The organism is Prevotella phocaeensis (genome assembly GCF_900065875.1).
Classification (GTDB): Bacteria; Bacteroidota; Bacteroidia; order Bacteroidales; family Bacteroidaceae; genus Prevotella; species Prevotella phocaeensis.
Genome location: NZ_LT160625.1, coordinates 307,483 through 328,498, shown reverse-complemented (window position 1 = coordinate 328,498; position 21,016 = coordinate 307,483). Strand labels below are relative to the sequence as shown.

At 39.1% G+C, this 21,016-nt stretch carries 15 protein-coding genes; 13 read left to right on the top strand and 2 right to left on the bottom strand.

Annotated features, from left to right (window positions below):
- Window positions 1–5: 5 nt before the first annotated feature.
- Window positions 6–644 carry a 3'-5' exonuclease gene (locus tag BN3912_RS08035; protein WP_023983060.1) on the bottom strand — a complete coding sequence of 213 codons (639 nt, stop codon included), beginning with the start codon at window positions 642–644 and terminating at the stop codon, window positions 6–8.
- Window positions 645–749: 105 nt separating this feature from the next.
- Here BN3912_RS08035 and BN3912_RS08030 point away from each other — a divergent pair, with 105 nt between their 5' ends.
- The 11 genes from BN3912_RS08030 (at window position 750) to BN3912_RS07980 (ending at window position 16,751) form a co-directional block, all read left to right on the top strand.
- On the top strand, window positions 750–3,185 hold the full coding sequence (locus tag BN3912_RS08030) for a DNA translocase FtsK (RefSeq protein ID WP_023983059.1): 2,436 nt from the start codon (window positions 750–752) through the stop codon (window positions 3,183–3,185).
- A gap of 31 nt (window positions 3,186–3,216) precedes the next feature.
- On the top strand, window positions 3,217–3,834 hold the full coding sequence (locus BN3912_RS08025; RefSeq protein WP_023983058.1) for an outer membrane lipoprotein periplasmic chaperone LolA1: 618 nt from the start codon (window positions 3,217–3,219) through the stop codon (window positions 3,832–3,834).
- A gap of 27 nt (window positions 3,835–3,861) precedes the next feature.
- Window positions 3,862–5,400, top strand: coding sequence for a DUF5687 family protein (locus tag BN3912_RS08020; RefSeq protein WP_023983057.1), 1,539 nt, complete (start codon window positions 3,862–3,864; stop codon window positions 5,398–5,400).
- A gap of 349 nt (window positions 5,401–5,749) precedes the next feature.
- Window positions 5,750–6,844, top strand: a complete 1,095-nt coding sequence (locus tag BN3912_RS08015; protein ID WP_023983056.1) for an aldose epimerase family protein — start codon at window positions 5,750–5,752, stop codon at window positions 6,842–6,844.
- Window positions 6,845–6,877: 33 nt separating this feature from the next.
- Window positions 6,878–8,194 carry an MFS transporter gene (locus tag BN3912_RS08010; protein ID WP_023983055.1) on the top strand — a complete coding sequence of 439 codons (1,317 nt, stop codon included), beginning with the start codon at window positions 6,878–6,880 and terminating at the stop codon, window positions 8,192–8,194.
- A gap of 79 nt (window positions 8,195–8,273) precedes the next feature.
- The gene (gene galK / locus BN3912_RS08005) at window positions 8,274–9,434 is read left to right on the top strand and encodes a galactokinase (RefSeq protein ID WP_023983054.1); all 1,161 of its coding nucleotides are present in this window, start codon (window positions 8,274–8,276) and stop codon (window positions 9,432–9,434) included.
- A 78-nt stretch (window positions 9,435–9,512) separates the two neighbouring features.
- Window positions 9,513–10,673 carry an aldose epimerase family protein gene (locus BN3912_RS08000; protein WP_023983053.1) on the top strand — a complete coding sequence of 387 codons (1,161 nt, stop codon included), beginning with the start codon at window positions 9,513–9,515 and terminating at the stop codon, window positions 10,671–10,673.
- Between the two features lie 187 nt (window positions 10,674–10,860).
- The gene (locus BN3912_RS07995; protein ID WP_036859107.1) at window positions 10,861–12,876 is read left to right on the top strand and encodes a transketolase family protein; all 2,016 of its coding nucleotides are present in this window, start codon (window positions 10,861–10,863) and stop codon (window positions 12,874–12,876) included.
- Between the two features lie 13 nt (window positions 12,877–12,889).
- Window positions 12,890–13,330, top strand: a complete 441-nt coding sequence (locus tag BN3912_RS07990; RefSeq protein ID WP_023983051.1) for an RpiB/LacA/LacB family sugar-phosphate isomerase — start codon at window positions 12,890–12,892, stop codon at window positions 13,328–13,330.
- A 60-nt stretch (window positions 13,331–13,390) separates the two neighbouring features.
- Window positions 13,391–14,149, top strand: a complete 759-nt coding sequence (locus BN3912_RS07985; protein ID WP_023983050.1) for a copper homeostasis protein CutC — start codon at window positions 13,391–13,393, stop codon at window positions 14,147–14,149.
- A gap of 13 nt (window positions 14,150–14,162) precedes the next feature.
- A complete protein-coding gene (locus BN3912_RS07980; protein ID WP_023983049.1) occupies window positions 14,163–16,751 on the top strand; it encodes a transglutaminase-like domain-containing protein in 2,589 nt (862 codons plus the stop codon).
- A 328-nt stretch (window positions 16,752–17,079) separates the two neighbouring features.
- On the opposite strand, the gene BN3912_RS07975 is transcribed toward BN3912_RS07980, so the two are convergent.
- Window positions 17,080–17,706, bottom strand: a complete 627-nt coding sequence (locus BN3912_RS07975) for a TetR/AcrR family transcriptional regulator (RefSeq protein WP_004370452.1) — start codon at window positions 17,704–17,706, stop codon at window positions 17,080–17,082.
- Window positions 17,707–17,816: 110 nt separating this feature from the next.
- Between BN3912_RS07975 and BN3912_RS07970 the strand changes: the two genes are divergently transcribed.
- The gene (locus BN3912_RS07970) at window positions 17,817–20,105 is read left to right on the top strand and encodes an NADP-dependent malic enzyme (protein ID WP_016665114.1); all 2,289 of its coding nucleotides are present in this window, start codon (window positions 17,817–17,819) and stop codon (window positions 20,103–20,105) included.
- A 68-nt stretch (window positions 20,106–20,173) separates the two neighbouring features.
- A complete protein-coding gene (ispE, locus tag BN3912_RS07965; protein WP_036859106.1) occupies window positions 20,174–21,016 on the top strand; it encodes a 4-(cytidine 5'-diphospho)-2-C-methyl-D-erythritol kinase in 843 nt (280 codons plus the stop codon).

Sequence of the window (21,016 nt, the reverse complement as noted above, 5' to 3'; positions counted from 1 at the left end):
TATTTTCAGAAATGATAATTTTCGTTTTCATTTCCTGATACAAGTTCATAGTCTCCGGATTGTTTAAGATGCATGATTTCGTTATAAAGCATGACGCAAGCCCATGCATCTGTAGCAGCATATTCCTTTTGCTTATCGTTCAAAACGTCTGCATCCCAATTGGTAAGTTGCTGCCGTTTACTAATTTTCTGATGAAAAATGTTAGCATATAACTTTTGTAAACTTAAATCTTTAATACCTAATTCTCCCACAATATTTTGGAGATCAATAAAATACCCGGGATTAAATGCTCTCCTTTTATGTAAAGCCAAAATGTCGTCATGCCACGACAAACCAATCATTGGCACCGACTTATTTTCCAAAAGTCGCTTCACATCATCATTAATGCCAATCATATTTAACCGAAAAAGAAAACAGATGTCTTTTGTCGCAACCTGAAGTAAAGAAACTTTATGTATCTGTCCTTTTTTAAATGTAGGCCGTGTTTCTGTATCTACTCCCAAAATATCGCTTGACAGTAAGTAATCTACGGCTTCCTTCGCGTCCGTATCATTCAAAATGACGACTATTTTTCCTTGGAAAAGAACCTGTGGAAGGGTGGATATTATTTTCTTATCAAATTTATTATATATGCTTTTTTTCATTTCTACATTCTAACGATTTGCAAAAATAGAAAAAAGTTATGAAAATATACTCATTTCTAACATTTTTCACTATTTTTGCAGGTAAATTCATTATCAAAGCGGAATATGGGTAGAAAAAAATCTGAGCGCAAAACAAAGAATGCGCTCAGTGTCTCAAACAATATACTAAGTAACGAAAAAACAGATTTTCTCCTTGGCATTATCTTAATGCTGGTATCGGTCATTGTAATTATAGCTATGGTCTCTTATTTCAACACTGGGCGGGCAGATCAAAGTATTCTTGAAGATATGAGGCCGGGAGAATGGCTCAATAATAATAAAGAATTTTCTAATTACTGCGGTAGCTTCGGTGCCATCATATCTTATATTTTAATTACAGAAAGTTTTGGTTTTCCGGCATTTTTCATTCCTATTTTTATCATTATTGTCAGTCTCAAACTGATGAAAGTATATAATATAAATTTATGGAAGTGGTTTTTCAGTACAATGCTTATCATGATTTGGAGTTCAATTACACTTGCAAAATTCCTAACACCGATTATGGGAGATCAAGTCTTTAATCCCGGAGGTAATCATGGGCTCTTCTGTGTACAGAAGATAGAAAACCTAATAGGTCCTCCCGGACTTACTGCTTTACTTCTGTTTGTTGCTTTAGCATTTCTAACTTATTTAAGTGCTGAGACTATTAATATTGTCCGCAAAGCACTGAATCCTGTAAAATATTTGACTTCAAAAGTAAAACTTACCATAACAAACAACCATAACGAAAAAGAGGAGATTAACAATTTTACCTCTGAATATACGGAAAAATATGCTCAAGAAGATACGAGTATATCCACTGAAGATGAAAGGTCTCCGGTTATTGATCTGACAAATTTTAAATCATCGGAGACCAAGATGACTCCAAAAAATGAAAGTAATTTCTCTGATAATAAGTCAACAGAGAAGCTCACAATAGAAGTTGCACAGGCAGATGAAAAAGCACTTGGAGCAACTTTAACAGCAACGGAAGCGCTCAATACTCCAATCAATCCACGTGAACCATTTACCAAATACAAGTTTCCCACGTTGGATTTACTCAAGAAATACAGTCATGACGATAAACCCAAGGTGGATGAAGAGGAAATACGTGCTAACAATGCTCGCATCGTAGAGGTATTGCATAACTTCGGTGTTGAGATACGCGAAATAAAAGCCACTGTAGGCCCAACCATAACACTGTATGAAATTACTCCTGCTGAAGGTGTGCGGATTTCGAAGATACGCAATCTCGAAGATGATATAGCTCTTAGTTTATCAGCTCTTGGGATCAGAATCATAGCCCCGATACCCGGTAAAGGAACGATAGGCATTGAGGTTCCGAATAAGAAACCTAATACCGTTTCTATGGAGAGTATCCTCAATTCCAGAAAATTTCAGGAGACCACTATGGAACTTCCTCTTGCCATTGGTAAAACCATTACGAACGATGTGTTCATGGTAGATTTAGCAAAAATTCCTCATTTGTTGGTTGCAGGTGCAACCGGTCAAGGCAAGTCTGTAGGTTTGAACGCTATTATCACATCACTGCTATATAAGAAACATCCCAATGAATTAAAAATTATTCTGATCGATCCTAAGAAAGTTGAGTTCAGTGTATATAGCCCAATTGCCGATCATTTCATGGCAACAGTACCGGATAATGAGGATGAACCGATCATCACAGATGTTACAAAAGTTGTCAAAACCCTAAATTCTTTATGCACGCTAATGGATCATAGGTATGATATGTTGAAGTTGGCAGGGGCAAGGAATATTAAAGAATACAACCGAAAAGTTATAAATCATCAGTTAAATTTGACAAAAGGACATGAATACATGCCTTATATCGTTGTCATCATCGATGAATATGGAGACCTTATTATGACTGCCGGAAAAGAAATTGAGCTGCCAATAACAAGAATTGCTCAACTCGCACGTGCCGTCGGTATCCATATGATCATTGCAACACAACGTCCTACCACCAATATTATTACAGGCAGCATTAAAGCCAACTTCCCCGGTAGAATGGCTTTTAAAGTCAGTGCTATGATTGATTCAAGGACTATACTCGACCGTCCCGGAGCCAATCAATTAATCGGTCGAGGTGATATGCTCTTTCTTAGTGGAAATGAACCGGTACGCGTACAGTGTGCATTTGTGGATACTCCGGAAATAGAGAAAATCAATGAATACATATCAAATCAACCCGGCCCCGTAGAGCCTATATTGCTGCCAGAACCCATATCGGATGGAAAAAATGGGGAAGTCAAAGGAGGAGGTGACATACAAATGATCGATCCTTATTTCGAAGAGGCTGCACGCGCTATCGTGACATCACAACAAGGTTCTACAAGTATGATCCAACGGCGGTTCTCCATTGGCTATAATCGTGCCGGAAGATTGATGGATCAGTTAGAAACTGCTGGAATTGTCGGTCCTGCACAAGGCAGTAAGCCGAGAGATGTATTGGTACAAGACGAGAACACTTTGATTACAATCATCAATTCTTTCCGCCAATAATAAATATAATTCTAAAACTTATTAAAAAAATATGGACTTCAAAAAAAGATTGTTATTCATCATATTTCTTTTAAGTTTCTTAGGTAAAATAAGTGCTGTTAATGACACACAGGCGAAAGTTGTATTAGATAAAACTGCAGCCTGCATCAGTAATAAGGATGGCGCATCTGCCAATTTTCAAATGTCAAGCGGTAAAATTGCGACAACAAGCGGTTTTATTGCCATAAAAGGGAAGAAATTTTATGCCCAGACTGCACAAGCTATCGTTTGGTATGATGGAAAGACGCAGTGGACTTATATGAAAAAGACGAACGAGGTAAACGTTTCAACTCCTACCTCAGCACAGCAAATCTCTATGAATCCCTATACTTTTATTAATATGTATCGTTCAGGATACAACCTCACAATGAAAACTATCGGCAATAATTATCAAGTATATTTATCGGCGACAGATACACATAAAGTCATCAAAGAAATGTATATTCTTATTAATAAAAATTCTTACCAACCAGTTCAAATTAAGATGCATCAGAAAGATGGATGGATAACTGTCAACATCACAAATTTTAAAACAAAGAGTATTCCCAACTCCACCTTTATCTTTAGAGCTAAAGATTATCCTACAGCAGAGATCATTGATTTAAGATAAAAGGCGGTATCAATATTCCGTACGATAATGAATATCAAGGAGAATTTTTGTTCCGTTAAATATACGATTGAATTCTTTTATACCCTTTATCGACATAGGAGACTTTCTCAAAAACGCAGTTTCAGCTATCAACAAAACCGCGTTGCTAAGTTTATGCTCGGTATTATATGTCTTTTTATCATTGCATACTTAATGCTTATTGCCGTAACATTGTCGTTAGCGGTAAACAATGATAAATCGATAACGCCGATAGAATTTATTCTTGGTATCAGTCCTTTTATCCTTACTCTCGACTTCCTTTTCAGGTTTATAGTTCAGCAAACTCCTGCGCAACTTATTAAGCCTTATGTTCTTTTACCTGTACCTCGACATTTATGCATTGATAGTTTTATTGTCAGCTCCTTGTTCTCCATAGGAAATTTCATATGGTTTGCCCTACTTATTCCCTATATTATCATGTCCGTCTTTTTCAGTTATGGTCTACTATTATCATTAGGGCTACTTCTTTTCTATGTCGTTATTATTTTCGCAAATAGTCAATGGTATGCCATCGTAAGAACTCTGATTAACGATCACATCGCGTGGTGGATATTACCGATGGGTATATATGCCTTTTTGTACAGTCCAAGCTATATTGGTGAAAAATCAGGAATAGATAATCTTTGCGATACATATGCAAAGATCGGGACCTCCATCACCGACGGTTCTCCCTTTCCATACATCGTTGCAGCTATCCTCTTGTTCATAGTTATATTTTGTAACAGGAAGTTACAATACAGCCATATCATGAAAGAACTGTCGCATGCAGACCAGAATATCCATCATAAAATTAGAAATTACTCTTTTCTCAGCACATTAGGTGAGTATGGAAAATACTTTCAATTAGAGGTAAAAATGACTCTTAGAAATAAAAATCCAAGGAAGAGTTTCATCTTCTCGTCTTTAATAATATTAATATTTTCCCTTCTTATCTCATTCAGCAGAATATATGATTCCAAGTATTATGCCAACTTCTTTTGTCTTTACAACTACGTAATCTTCGGTTCAATGATACTCATCAAAATTATGTGCTATGAAGCTAATTTCATAGACTGTCTGATGGTTAAAAAAGAAAATATTCTTTTGCTGCTGAGAGCAAAATATTTCTTTTACTCCATCATTTTGATATTCCCTTTCTTGCTGATGTTACCCACAGTTTTTATGGAAAAATGGTCTTTACTCATGTTAGTTTCATATGCTGTATTCACTGCAGGCGTACAATATTTCATCCTCTTTCAAATGGCTGTGTATAATACTCAAACGATACCACTTAATACAAAATACATCAGCCGTTCAGGATTTGAAAACAATTATTTCCAAGTTGGAGTAGAAATGATATGCCTATTCATCCCGATGACATTGGCCTCTTTTCTGCAAACGTTGATCGGAGATACGAAGGCATATATACTGATGCTTGCGTTAGGAACAGTATTCATCGCATTACATAAAGTATGGCTTCGCAATATCTATACACGAATGATGAAAAGAAAATATAAACTACTTGACAGCTATCATACATCAAAGTAAATTCCACATATATTTTACATTAAACCAATATGCCGCCTCTAACACGTTAAAGAATACCGCCTATTGTAAATATCCGCCATGTATATCTGTGATAAATATACCATCTATTATGCATACCTACAATAAGTTTGTAAAAAATGTAAAAGATTTTACAGGATTACACCTCTTTTTAATCTCTCGCTCCGCCCACACACGTTTCTTCTAAATCGCTAACAACCGAACCTGCAAAAGCAGTATAAATTAATTGTTTTTAACTCATAAGCATTTGTAATTTCCAGATTATAATTTGTAGCATTCGTTTTTTTTCAGTTACTTTGCAACAACATAAAGTAACTAAAAACTTGTTTTTATGACAAACACAACGGAAAGAGAAAATCTCTGTGGACTGAAACGTGAGGATTTTCAGACTACAATCAACGGTAAGAAAGTAGACCTATATATTCTTAGAAATGAAGTTGGCAACGAAGTTGCCATCACAAATTACGGAGGAGCCATTGTTGCAATTATGGTACCCGATAAAAACGGGAAACATGCTAATGTAATTCAGGGGCACGATAATATTAAAGATGTAATAGAATCTCCGGAGCCTTACCTTTCCACATTGATTGGAAGATATGGCAATAGAATAGCAAAAGGCAAATTCCAACTGCATGGAAAAGAATACAGTCTACCGATTAATAACGGTCCGAACTGCCTTCATGGAGGGAAAAAGGGCTTTAATGCCAAGGTATGGGAAGCTCTCCAAATGAATGAACAGACGCTGGTTCTGAAATATGTCAGTCCTTATGGCGAAGAAGGCTTCTCGGGCGAAGTTAAAGTTACTGTGGTCTATAGCTTTAACAATGATAACGAACTGGTCATTGATTATATGGCCACCACTAATAAGAATACCATCATCAATCTTACAAGTCATGGTTTCTTTTCTTTAGCCGGTATCGGCAATCCCACACCCACCATTGAAAATTTGATTTGTGAAATCAATGCAGATTTCTATTTGCCAATCGACAAAACTTCCATCCCAACAGGAGAAATCCGCTTTGTAGAAAACACCCCCTTTGATTTCAGACACTCTAAAACCATTGGGCAGGATATTGATGCAAAAGATGAACAAATACAAAACGGTGCAGGATACGATCATTGCTATGTGCTGAATAAGAAAGAAGAAGGCGAACTCAGTTTTGCAGCAAGAATAAAAGAACCCGTCAGCGGTCGGACAATGGAAGTATATACAACCGAGCCCGGTGTACAATTATATACAGACAATTGGGCAGACGGATATAAAGGACAGCATGGAGCCACATTCCCCCGCCGAAGTGCTGTCTGTTTCGAGGCGCAGCATTTCCCCGATAGCCCCAATCATCCATACTTCCCCTCGGTTGTTTTGAAAGAAGGGCAAATGTATAAGCAAAAAACAATTTATAAGTTTGGAGTAGAAAAACAATAACATAATTATATAACTAAAAACATTTTAAATTAAATGGAGAATACAACAAAAAACCAAAGTAGCATCATTGCGATTATCACAATGATGTTTCTTTACGCCATGATTTCATTTGTAACAAATCTGGCAGCACCTATTGGAGTTATTTGGAAAAATGCATTCCAAGGTGATAGTGCGAATACAGTAGGAATGCTCGGTAATGCGATGAACTTCCTTGCATACTTTTTTATGGGAATACCCGCCGGTAAGATGTTGTCTAAAATAGGCTACAAGAAGACTGCTCTCGCCGGTATCATCCTTGGCTTTGTAGGCGTATTCGTTCAATTTTTATCAGGATTTTTTGAAGCAGACGCCAGAGTAACCGGATTTGTTATCTACCTTTTGGGAGCGTTTATCGGTGGTTTCTGTGTATGTATCCTTAATACTGTTGTCAATCCAATGCTTAATCTTCTTGGTGGAGGTGGGAATAGAGGCAATCAGCTGAACCTCATCGGTGGAACATTGAACTCTCTGACGGGTACTCTTACACCGCTATTGGTCGGCGCACTGATTGGCACAGTAACTAAAGATACTGCTATGGTGAACATAAATCTTGTTCTATACATTGCAATGGGAGTATTTGCAGTAGTTTTTATTATACTGATGTTTATTCCTATCCAAGATCCACAAGTTGGAAAAACTACTGCAGAAACCGTATTCGAACACAGCCCTTGGGCCTTTCGCCATTTTGTGTTGGGAGTTATTGGTATTTTCTTTTATGTAGGAATAGAAGTAGGTATCCCCGGAACAATGATATTCTATCTTTCCGATACGACAACAGCCGGTGGAGGACTTCTTAAAAATGCCGTTGCTATTGCCGGTACCGTGGCTGCAACATATTGGTTCTTGATGTTGGTAGGACGTTTTACTGCCGGATTTATTGCTAACAAAATATCAAGCAAAACGATGGTAACAGTTACAACTATTTGCGCTATAACTCTTATCGTCTTTGCAATCATGCTTGGAAAAACCATTACTGTTTCCATGCCGGTATTTACCGGTTCTTCTTTTGAAATGGTAACTGTTCCTATTGCTGCCCTACTCTTTGTTCTTTGCGGTCTATGTACTTCTGTTATGTGGCCATGTATATTCAACCTTGCCACAGAGGGTTTGGGAAAATATACGGCAGCAGCATCGGGTATCTTTATGATGATGGTAGTCGGTGGAGGTATTCTTCCATTACTACAAAATTTCATTGCAGATAATGCTGGCTACTTGATATCCTACATTGTACCACTCATCGGATTGGCATACCTCTGCTTCTATGCTATTGCAGGCAGTAAGAATGTCAATAAAAATATCCCTGTAGAATAAAATTGGTATTGGCGCATTGATTATTTTATTTTTCAATGCGCCAAATATATTGAATATTAACTATCTAAATCAGATTATTATGGACATTGAACATGTAAGGAGTCGTTTTATCAAGCATTTTGACGGTAAGACAGGTAATATTTACGCGTCTCCCGGACGTATAAATCTTATAGGCGAACATACAGACTATAATGGCGGATTTGTATTTCCGGGAGCTGTAGATAAAGGTATCATGGCAGAACTTCGTCCGAATGGTACGAATACAGTTATGTGCTACTCTATTGACTTGAAAGACCGTGTTGAATTTAAGGTGGATGATCCTAAAGGGCCAAGAGCCAGTTGGGCACGATATATTTATGGCATCATTCAAGAAATGAAAAAGTTAGGAGTAGATGTCAAAGGATTTAATACTGCTTTTTCAGGAGATGTTCCATTGGGAGCTGGTATGTCCTCTTCTGCAGCTCTTGAAAGTTGCTTTGCTTTTGCCTTGAACGATTTGTTCGGAGACAATAAGGTCTCGAAATGGGATATGGTGTTGGCTGGTCAGGCTACTGAACATAATTATTGTGGTGTGAATTGTGGCATTATGGATCAGTTTGCCTCAGTATTCGGACAGGCTGGTAAACTTATGCGTCTTGATTGCAGAAGCCGTGAGTTTGAATATTTCCCATTCAATCCGGAAGGTTATAAGCTTGTTCTTTTAGATAGTAAAGTGAAACATGAGCTGGCATCTTCTGCCTATAACGATCGTCGTAAAAGCTGTGAAAACGTAGTTGCTGCACTTCAAAGGAAGTTTACAAACAAAAAGATAGAAACTTTACGTGATGCAGATTGGGAGATGCTAGAAGCAGTTAAGGCCGATGTATCTGAAGAAGATTATAAACGAGCTCATTATGTTTTGGGCGAAAAAGATCGTGTGCTTGCCGTTTGTGATGCACTGAATGCCGGTGATTACGAAACTGTGGGCCAAAAGATGTACGAAACACATTATGGATTGAGTAAGGAATATGAAGTGTCTTGTGCGGAACTTGATTACTTAAACGAATTGGCCAAAGAAAACGGTGTTACCGGAAGTCGCATCATGGGAGGCGGCTTTGGAGGTTGTACTATCAACTTAGTAAAGAATGATCTCTATGATAAATTTATTATAGATGCTAAAAATAAATATGCAGCAAAATTCGGTCATGCTCCGGCTGTTTACGATGTAGTAATCAGCGATGGCTCACGAAAAATTTGCTAACACTATATTAATAGACTTAATTAGGAGCCTGATATCATATTTTTGGTACAGGCTCTTTCACTAAAAACAATTGTTGATATGAAAAAGGCAAAAGGATCTATTTGGGGAATAGGTATTTTATTCGCAGTTTTTTCTGCATGTTCTTCAAATAACAAATTCACAGAATCGGGATTAGATCCCGCAAGATTTGATACTACAATCAATAATAAGCCGGTGAAGCTCTATGTTCTGAAAAATGCAAATAACATGGAAGTTTGCGTTACTAATTTCGGTGGGAGAATTGTTTCTATCTGTGTTCCAAATAAAAATGGAACTCCAACCGATGTCGTATTAGGTTATGATAATATTGCCCAATATGCAGATTCGGTGAATAGTCCCAGTGATTTCGGCGCTGCAATCGGACGTTATGCTAACCGTATTAATAAAGGAAAGATTACGGTTGCCGGTAAACAGATACAATTGCCAACCAATAATTACGGACACTGTTTACATGGTGGTCCATCAGGATGGCAATATCAGGTATATGATGGAAAACAATTAAACGACTCAACCCTTCAATTAACCATAAAATCTCCCGATGGCGACAATAACTTTCCGGGAAATGTAACGGCAACAGTTACCTATACTGTTAAAAACGATGGCATTTTAGATATGATATTCGAAGCAACCACAGACGCCGAGACTGTTATCAATATGACAAATCATTCATATTTCAATCTATCCGGAGATCCATCGAAACCGGGAACGAATATGGTGTTGTATATCAATGCAGATAATTACACGCCAACAGACAGTACATATATGACTACCGGTGAAGTAAAGTCAGTATACGGCACCCCAATGGATTTCACCAAACGTCACGCCCTCTATCAAACTATTGGCGACACCTCATTCCAGCAAATAAAGAATGCCAATGGCTACGATCATAACTGGGTATTGAACACCTATAAGAATGGTAAAGGAGATGATACGAAAGTTGCAGCAAGCCTTTACTCCCCTGAATCTGGTATTTTTATGGAAGTTTTCACTAATGAACCGGGTATCCAAGTCTACACGGGCAACTTCCTCGGCTCAGGAATTAAGGGCAAAAAAGGCATTGCTTATCCACGCCAAGCCTCTGTTTGCCTTGAGACTCAAAAATATCCTGATTCTCCCAACAAAAGTAATTGGCCTTCTCCTTACCTAAAATCCGGAGAGAAATATTACAGCCACGCAGCTTATAAATTCAGTGTAAAATAATATGTAATAAATCATACAGGCCGATCAGATTTGCTGATTGGTCTGTTTTTTTATTTATATTAATTTATTTGATAGCGATAATATAGATCAAAAATATAATCGTTAATATAAAAAACAAATAAATATATAGTCTTTCTCAATATAAAATGGTATATTTGCATAAAATTAAAATGGGAAAACTAATATGATGAACGACAATAAACTAATGCGAAAAGCAGCGGATAATATTCGCATACTTGCAGTGTCTATGGTAGAAAAAGCAAAGTCGGGACATCCCGGTGGTGCTATGGGAGGTGCCGATTTTATCAATGTGCTCTTTTCTGAATATTTGATTTATGATCCTAAAAATCCTACATGGGAGGGACGTGATCGTTTCTATTTGGATCCGGGACATATGTCGCCCATGTTATATTCTGTTCTTACATTACAAGGAAAATATACCATTGAAGACCTGAAGAATTTCAGGCAATGGGGATCACCGACACCCGGACACCCAGAACGTAATATTGAACGAGGAATTGAAAATACGTCGGGGCCACTCGGTCAAGGACATACATACGCTGTAGGTGCTGCCATTGCCGAAAAATTTCTTGAAGCACGTTTGGGACATGAGGTAATGCAACATAAGATATATGCATATATTTCCGACGGTGGCATACAGGAAGAAATTTCACAAGGTGCAGGTAGAATCGCTGGTCTTTTAGGACTGAATAACCTCATTATGTTCTACGATGCTAACGATGTACAGCTATCTACAGGTTGTGATGTTGTAATGGCCGAAGATACAGAGATGAAATATAAGTCTTGGGGATGGAATGTTATTACTATTGACGGTAACGACATAGACCAGATACGCATGGCACTCAACACTTCTCTTTCTGAAAAAAAACGCCCCACCCTTATCATCGGAAAGACTGTCATGGCAAAAGGCGCTTTACAAGCAGATGGTTCAAGTTATGAAGGCAACGTAAAAACACACGGAGCACCACTTGGAGGAGACGCTTATATAAATACGGTGAAAAACCTTGGAGGCAATACGGAAAATCCTTTTGTTATCTTCCCAGAGACACGTGATATCTATGTACGAAGGCATGAAGAACTCATGCATATCGTAGGCAAACGTCATCAAGAGGAAGAGATTTGGGCAAAGAAAAATCCAATAAAAGCGCAGCAGATGAAAGATTGGTTTACAGCTCACTCCCCATTTGTTGATTGGAACAGTATTGTACAACCTGCTAATGCAGCCACTCGTACGGCTTCAGCAAACTGTCTTAGCGTACTGGCAGAGCAGGTGCCAAATATGGTTTGTTCTTCTGCCGATTTGTGTAATTCTGATAAAACCGATGGTTTCCTTAAGAAAACCCACAATATCCAAAGGGGAGACTTTACGGGGGCCTTTTTCCAAGCGGGTGTCAGCGAATTAACTATGGCATGCGTCTGCATCGGAATGTATCTGCACGGAGGCGTCATTCCTGCATGTGGAACTTTCTTTGTTTTCTCTGATTATATGAAACCTGCGATACGTATGGCAGCTCTTATGGAAGTTCCAATTAAATTCATTTGGAGCCATGATGCATTTCGCGTTGGTGAAGATGGTCCAACACATGAGCCTGTGGAGCAAGAAGCACAGATACGCTTGATGGAAAAGCTACAAAACCATCATGGAAAAGATTCCATGCGTGTATTCCGTCCTGCAGATGTACATGAGACGACGATCTGCTGGCAAATGGCTATGGAAAACATGGAGACGCCCACTGCACTGATACTCTCACGACAGACAATAGACGACCTTCCCGATGGAAACGATTATGATGGAGTGCGTAAAGGAGCATACGTTATCGCCAATTCTGACGAGAAATTTGATGTAATATTGCTGGCATCCGGCTCTGAAGTATCTACGCTCGTGGCAGGAGCTGATCTCTTACGAAAAGATAATATAAAGGTGAGAATCGTGAGTGTACCGTCGGAGGGACTTTTCCGTCGACAATGTATAGAATATCAAGAAAAAATATTACCTCATGACGCAAAGATATTCGGCTTAACAGCAGGGCTTCCTGTAACTTTGGAAGGCCTTGTGGGAAAAAACGGAAAAGTATTTGGATTATGTAGCTTTGGTTATTCTGCACCTTATAAGGTATTGAATGAGAAATTAGGATTTACCGCTGAGAATGTATATCGGCAAGTAAAGGAATTTTTATCTTAATCTTCGCATATATATGGATATTAAAATAATAGGATTGGCCAGCGATCATGCCGGATATGAATTGAAACAATTCGCCATACAGTATCTGAAAGAAAAGGGCTATCGTTACAAAGACTATGGCACCTTCAGTAAGGATTCATGTGATTATCCAGACTATGGGCACGCTCTTGCAAAAGGTATAGAAAACGGAGAAGTATATTTCGGAATAGGAATTTGTGGAAGCGGAGAGGGTATCAGCATGACACTTAATAAACACCCGAAGATCAGAGCAGGTCTTGCATGGATGCCAGAAATCGCTCATCTGATAAGACTGCATAATGATGCTAATGTATTGGTAATGCCAGGAAGATTTATTAATCAAGAAACTGCACGACTGATTATGGATGAATTCTTCAATACAGATTTTGAAGGAGGGCGGCACGTGAGGCGAATCAATAAAATACCATTACAATAATCAAAGAGTTCCCTCGTGGAACTCTTTTTGTTTTTCTTATCATAAACCACTAATCCCTTTATGGATATCAAAAACTTTCAATTCGAAATTTGTGCCAACAATGTAGAGAGTTGTTTGGCAGCTCAAGCCGGCGGAGCCCATCGTGTAGAACTGTGTGCAGATATTCCCGAAGGCGGAACCACACCTTCATACGGAGAGATTACTATGGCTCGAAAAGTTCTGGATAAGACGAAGTTACATGTTATCATACGCCCACGCGGGGGTGATTTCACTTATACATTTTCTGAAATTCAAAGAATGATTATCGACATAAAAGTATGTAAACAGCTTAATGTTGATGGTGTTGTGTTCGGCTGTCTTACTAATGATGGAAATATAGATATGGAACTCAACGCCATGTTATTAAAGCATTGTCAAGGACTCTCCGTTACATTCCATCGTGCTTTTGATCGTTGCAGAAATCCCTTTAAAGCCTTAGACCAGTTAGCCATACTCGGTTTCAACAGAATACTGACATCAGGACAACAACCTACCGTGGAATTAGGTACCCCCCTACTCCATCAATTACAAACACAAGCAGACCACCGTATTCATATCATTGCCGGGTGCGGTGTTAATGAAAACAACATTTTCAAAATATATACAGAAACCGGTGTACGCGAATATCATTTTTCTGCTCGTGAAAAATTCCTCTCCTCCGTTACATACATGAACAGTCCCGTTTATATGGGAGCACAGAGAATCGATGAAAACAGTTACGAACTAACAACCACAGAAAGAGTTAAGAAAACAATTTCTGCATTAATAGATAATCTATAATCTTAATAGAATAATGAAGAAACTACTTATTCCGGTCGTCATGTGTTTTGTCGGAATTACAGCCTTTGCCACTGACAATGCACATTTCATCACAGATATCTCCTATCGAATGATAGTCAGAGAGGCATATAACAATAAGATGAAGCTCTTTGGAAACAAGTTTTTAAATACCAAAGATGTTCATCTTACCACTCCAGAACAGGAAGCTCTCGAGTTTCTTTATGCCTATATGCCCATTGCCGATATCACAGATTATCCGACTTCGTTCTATCTTGAAAATATTAGATCAAGCTTTCAAACAAGGCGAACAATGGCTTGGGGAAAGAAAATTCCCGAACTTCTTTTCCGACATTTCGTATTGCCGATACGTGTTAATAATGAAAATTTAGACAGTTCACGCATTGTTATGTATACAGAACTCTCAAGGCGTGTTAAAGGTATGTCTATGCAAGAAGCTATATTAGAAGTAAATCATTGGTGCCATGAGCATGTAACCTACCACCCGTCGGATGCCCGTACACTTTCCCCTTTAGCCTGTATGAAAACAGCTATTGGTCGATGTGGTGAGGAGAGTACGTTTACTGTGGCGGCATTACGATCTATCGGTATTCCCGCCCGACAGGTATATACTCCGCGCTGGGCCCATACTGATGATAACCATGCATGGGTAGAAGCTTGGGCTGATGGCAAATGGTATTTTATTGGAGCATGCGAACCGGAAGCGGTATTGAACATGGGCTGGTTCAATGCACCGGCCTCCCGTGCACTATTGATGCATACACGAGCATTCGGAGATTACCGAGGACCAGAAGAAGTGATGTTGCGAACCAGCAACTACACTGAGATTAATCTCATCGATAATTATGGTTCGTCAGCAAAGATCGATTTCCGTGTTATTGATGAAAAAGGACTGCCTGTGGAACAGGCTCGTGTAGAATTCAAAATATACAACTATGCTGAGTTCTATACAGCCGTAAACAAATACACCGATGCACAAGGAAAGACATTCCTTACAGCAGGAAAAGGTGACATGATAGTATGGGCTTCGAAAAACGGCAAGTATGGATTTGCCAAAGCCTCTTTCGGCAAAGATAAGATAGTAACTATCACTCTAACACACACACCGACTGCAGATGCAGCCCATGTGGTATTACCACTCGACTCAATGGATATTGTCCCGCCAGTCGAGCACGCTATTCTTCCGAAGATTACCGCAGAACAAAACGACCGTAACAAACAGAGACTCGCAATAGAAGATTCTATCAGAAAGGCATACGAGGGCTCCTTTTACCAAGGGAATAACGCGTATCTGAAAAAAGCGCGTGGTAATTGGCATACTATCAGTCAATTCCTCGATCATCATAAAGATAATATTGAACGGGTATCGGAACTGTTGAATACATTAAGCGATAAGGATTTCTGTGATATTACCATGGAAATTCTTGAAGATAATTACAGTGCTCCGAGCAATCAGCTTTGCCCACGTGTCGAGAACGAAATGATTATTTCGCCCTTCAAACATATATTTACTGATGCTTTTCCGCCCCAAACAGCCATTGCATTCCGCAATGATCCTGCCCTTTTGGTAAAGTGGATTAAACAAAACATCAAGATAAATCCGGATAAGAAAGCACTGAATATTGCACAAACACCGCTCGGTGTTTGGCGGTCAAGACTTACTGATGTCCGATCACGAGATATCTTTTTCGTGGATATGGCACGAAGTCTGAACATTCCTGCACGCAAAGATGTAATAACATCAAAGGTTCAATACCAGAAAGACAGACAGTGGATAGACGTCAATTTCGAACAGGATGAGCAGAAAATTGCCGATACGGGAACACTGATTTTGCAGTATTCACCAACAAAATATCTTGATAATCCGAAATATTACAGTCATTTCACGATCAGTAAAATTGAGAATGGACACGCCACATTGCTCAACTTCGACGAAGGACAAGTTGACATGGGGGGCGGAACCAGTTGGGATAATACCTTTAAAAATGGAATCAAGCTCGATGTGGGCACCTATCTGCTTGTTACGGGTACGCGGCTTGCCAACGGAAGTGTGCTTTCTACCTGTCGAATATTCAGCATTTATAAGAATCAAGAGACTAAACTCAATCTTTATCTTCGCACATCAACAACAGAAGTCAGCGTTATCGGCAACTTCGACAGCGAAGCCAAGTTCCTGCAAAACGGCAAAGATACGAGCATCTTATCACAAACAGGCCGAGGATATTTCGTTATAGGCATCTTAGATGTAGGACAAGAACCTACTAACCACGCGTTACGAGACATTTCAAGAGCAAAAATAGAATTGGATAAATGGCAACGACCATTCGTTTTATTATTCGAAAATGAAAAAGAACTGAATAAATTCAAGTCGGAGAATTACGGCATACTACCTCAAAAAACAATTCTCGGTATCGATAAAGACGGACGGATCAAAAAGCAGATTGTGGCTCAAATGAAACTTCAGAATGAAAATCTGTTACCTATCTTTATCATTGCAGACACATTTAACCGTGTTGTATTCTCCTCGCAAGGTTACACTATCGGATTGGGAGAGCAGATTGAAAAGGTGATCCATAAACTGTAATCGGCTATATTCTTATAACCCTTATTGTATTTTCATTAAAAGATACAATAACAACAACACCTCGCCGTAGAACCAAATTAAGAACATTCTACGGCGAGGCATGTATTTTGTTTCCGATAAACACAATCTCTACTTCCGATATATTCACTTTATATTAGCACCAAACATAGCATTTATCAGAAATAAAAATAAGTTGCATTGCATTTTTTATACAAAGTAGAATAAATCAAACCGGTAAATCGATAATAGAAAAAAATATATGCTATATGGAATATTTCCGGCATTTATGTTATACCCGAATACAATAAAAGACATGTGCCTGTACTCCTTATGCACTCAACCTCTTATCGATAATCTCGATTCCCTTTTGGGTGCAGAAGCCTCTAATTAACGTAAATACGATATTTCGGAATATATATTGCATGTCATATTCCTGATACATCTTTGTTTCCATTACATACTTCATGGCGACATTGCCTATTCTGGATATGATACCATAATCGAAATCAGGACGAAAGAAGCCCTCATGTATCCCTCGTTCGAAGAAACGGCACGCCTCTTCCTCATTCCTTTCATGCTCTTCTTCTAAAAACGCAGTAACTGTTTCGTACTTATGAATATCGGAATAGAACACCGGATTGGTCCTAGCAAGGTCTCCCATCTTCTTCTGATAGAATTCTATGATGATATCCATTACATTGTGTTCGGGTTGAATACTAAAAAATTTCATATAGGCAGCACTCTCATTATGGTAAAGGCGCACACCTTCCAATAGTAAATCCTCTTTATTCGAATATATTTCGTATAAAGTGCGCTTAGATATAGACAATCTTGTAGCTATATCATCCATCTTTACGGCACGAACACCTTTCTGCGTAAACTCCTCCATTGCCGTCTGTAATATTTTACCTTTTAATTCTTGGCGGTAAAGCGTTTGAGTGCAAGTTTTCTTCATAATGTATATAATAACATTACAAAGGTACAAAAAAAACAAAAAACTCACTTAGTTTTAATGGTTTTTTACTAACTTTGCATTATTTCAGAAACGAAATAAACATTATTATCATGGTAAAGATTACAAAAGAAGATGCCCTAGCTTATCATCATAACGGGCGGCCGGGCAAGATAGAAGTAAAGCCTACCAAGCCTTACAGAACACAAACCGACCTTAGTTTAGCCTATTCTCCCGGTGTGGCATATCCATGCCTCGAAATTCAAAAGAATATAGACGACGCTTACAAATATACGGATAAAGGTAATCTTGTTGCCGTAATTTCGAACGGTACTGCCGTGTTAGGGCTCGGCGATATAGGTGCCACGAGCGGTAAACCGGTGATGGAAGGCAAAGGATTGCTATTTAAAATTTATGGAGGTATTGATGTTTTCGATATCGAAATAGACGAGAAAGATCCTGAAAAGTTCTGCGAAGTCGTAGAAAAAATAGCCCCTACTTTCGGAGGAATAAATTTAGAAGACATTAAAGCACCCGAATGTTTCTACATAGAAGAACGTCTGAAGAAGACACTAGATATTCCTGTTATGCATGACGACCAACACGGTACGGCGATTATTTCTGCTGCAGGACTGAAAAATGCACTGGAGGTTGCAGGTAAAGATATCTCCAAAGTAAAATTGGTTATCAATGGAGCGGGCGCAGCTGCCATTAGTTGCACCAAATTATATGTGGCTCTTGGAGCGAAAGTAGAAAATATTGTTATGCTCGATTCCAAGGGTGTAATCACTATAGATAGGAAAGACCTGACTTCTCAGAAAAAACAATTTGCTACGAAACGCAAAGATGTACACACATTGGAAGAAGCAATCAAAGGTGCCGACGTATTTGTAGGCTTATCAAAAGGCAATATTCTTACCCAAGACATGATTCGTTCGATGGCCGACAGTCCTATCGTGTTCGCCTTGGCAAATCCTGTTCCCGAGATTTCGTATGAAGATGCTATGGCAAGTCGCCCCGATGTATTGATGTCTACAGGGCGGTCAGACTATCCCAATCAAATCAATAATGTCATAGGATTTCCATATATCTTCCGTGGAGCCCTCGATGTACATGCAAAGGCCATCAATGAAGAAATGAAATTGGCCGCAGTTATAGCCATTGCCGATCTTGCCAAGCAACCGGTCCCCGATGTAGTAAATGATGTGTATCGAGTAAACGATTTAACTTTTGGACCAAAATATTTCATTCCAAAGCCCGTAGACCCGAGATTGATTACCGAAGTAAGTGCTGCAGTTGCCAAGGCTGCAATAGAAAGCGGTGTAGCCCGTAAGACCATAACGGATTGGGATGCTTATAAAAAAGGCTTGATGCAACTATTAGGGCAAGAAACCAAGCTCACTCGTAAGCTTCATGATACGGCACGCCTTCATCCGCAACGTGTTGTATTTGCCGAAGGCGGACATCCTACAATGATGAAAGCTGCTGTTCAGGCCAAACTCGAAGGCATCTGCAACCCTATCCTTCTTGGCAATGTAGACAGGCTGAAACGGCTGGCACAGCGCTTGAAACTCGATCTTACCGGTATAGAACTCATCGATATGCGTGCAGATCAAGAACAAGGACGGCGTGCTACATTTGCAAAACACTTGGCGGAGAAACTCGCAAGAAAAGGCTACACTTTCGAAGAGGCATACGATAAAATGTACGAACGTAACTATTTCGGCATGTCTATGGTAGACCACGGAGATGCCGATGCCTTCATAACAGGCCTGTACACAAAATATTCTAATACGATCAAGGTGGCTAAAGAGGTTGTCGGTATAAGACCAGAATATAAGACGTTTGCTACTATGCACATTCTTAACACTAAGAAAGGAACATACTATATTGCAGACACATTGATTAACCGGCATCCGGATGAGAACGTACTATACGATGTTGCAAAACTGTGCAAGCATTCTGTAAAGTTTTTCAATGATGAACCTGTCATGGCCATGATCAGTTACTCTAACTTCGGTACGGATGAAGTTGGAAGCCCAATGAAAGTACATGCTGCTGTAGAAAGACTGCAACAAGAATATCCGGACTTAGCTGTTGACGGAGAAATGCAAGTAAACTTCGCTTTAGATAAGGAGCTCCGTGATGACAAATATCCGTTTACAAGGCTGAAAGGCAAGGATGTTAATACACTCGTATTTCCGAATATGAGCAGTGCAAACGGCTGCTATAAACTTTTGCAGGCCTTGGCACCAGAGGCAGAAATCATTGGCCCGATACAAATGGGACTCAATAAGCCGATACACTTTACAGACTTCGAATGTTCAGTTCGTGATATCGTCAACATTACAGCTGTCGCCGTAATCGATGCTTATGTAGAGAAAATAAAAGAAAAGAAATAATTTATAAAGATACAATGGGGATGCTATCTCGCGTAGGTAACATCCCTATTATTATAATACCCCGCAACATGATTACATTTCCTTGTGCAAAAATCAATTTAGGTCTTAATATTATTGAGAAAAGAACCGATGGTTACCATAATTTAGAAACGGTTTTCTACCCTATTCCACTATATGACGTTCTCGAAATAAAGTCTATGGATGAGCATTTTCCATCGGAACAACCGTGTGATTTAAAGACAACAGGGAACGTTATCGATTGCAACGAGAGCGATAACCTTGTAATCAAAGCTTATCAGTTATTATCTAAAGATTTCAAAATCCCACGTGTGCATGCTCATCTATATAAGCAAATTCCACCACAGGCAGGGCTGGGAGGCGGCTCAAGTGATGCAGCCTATATGATTAGATTGCTTGACGAACGCTTCAGACTCAACCTCGGAAATGCAGAAATGGAAAGATATGCGGCCAAATTAGGTGCGGATTGTGCATTTTTCATCACATCCGAACCTTCTTTTGCCACCGGTATTGGCGACTGTCTATCGCCCGTCGATACTCCCAAAGGCAATCTCAAAGGTTACTATCTTTGCATCGTAAAGCCCGATGTTGCCGTTTCGACTAAAGATGCTTACGCTGATATCGTTCCACACAAAGCAGAAAAATGCTGTCGAGATATAGTAAAACAGCCAATCGAAACATGGAAAAACGAACTAAAAAATGATTTTGAACTGCCCGTATTTGCCCGATATCCCGTTCTTAAAGATATTAAAGAAGAATTATATCATAACGGAGCTGTGTATGCATCTATGTCAGGAAGTGGAAGCGCCATCTATGGCATTTTCCAAAATGATCCCGCTCCGTCGTTAGCACAAGATTTCAATGCCTGTTTTTTTTCTTGTATGAAACTGTAA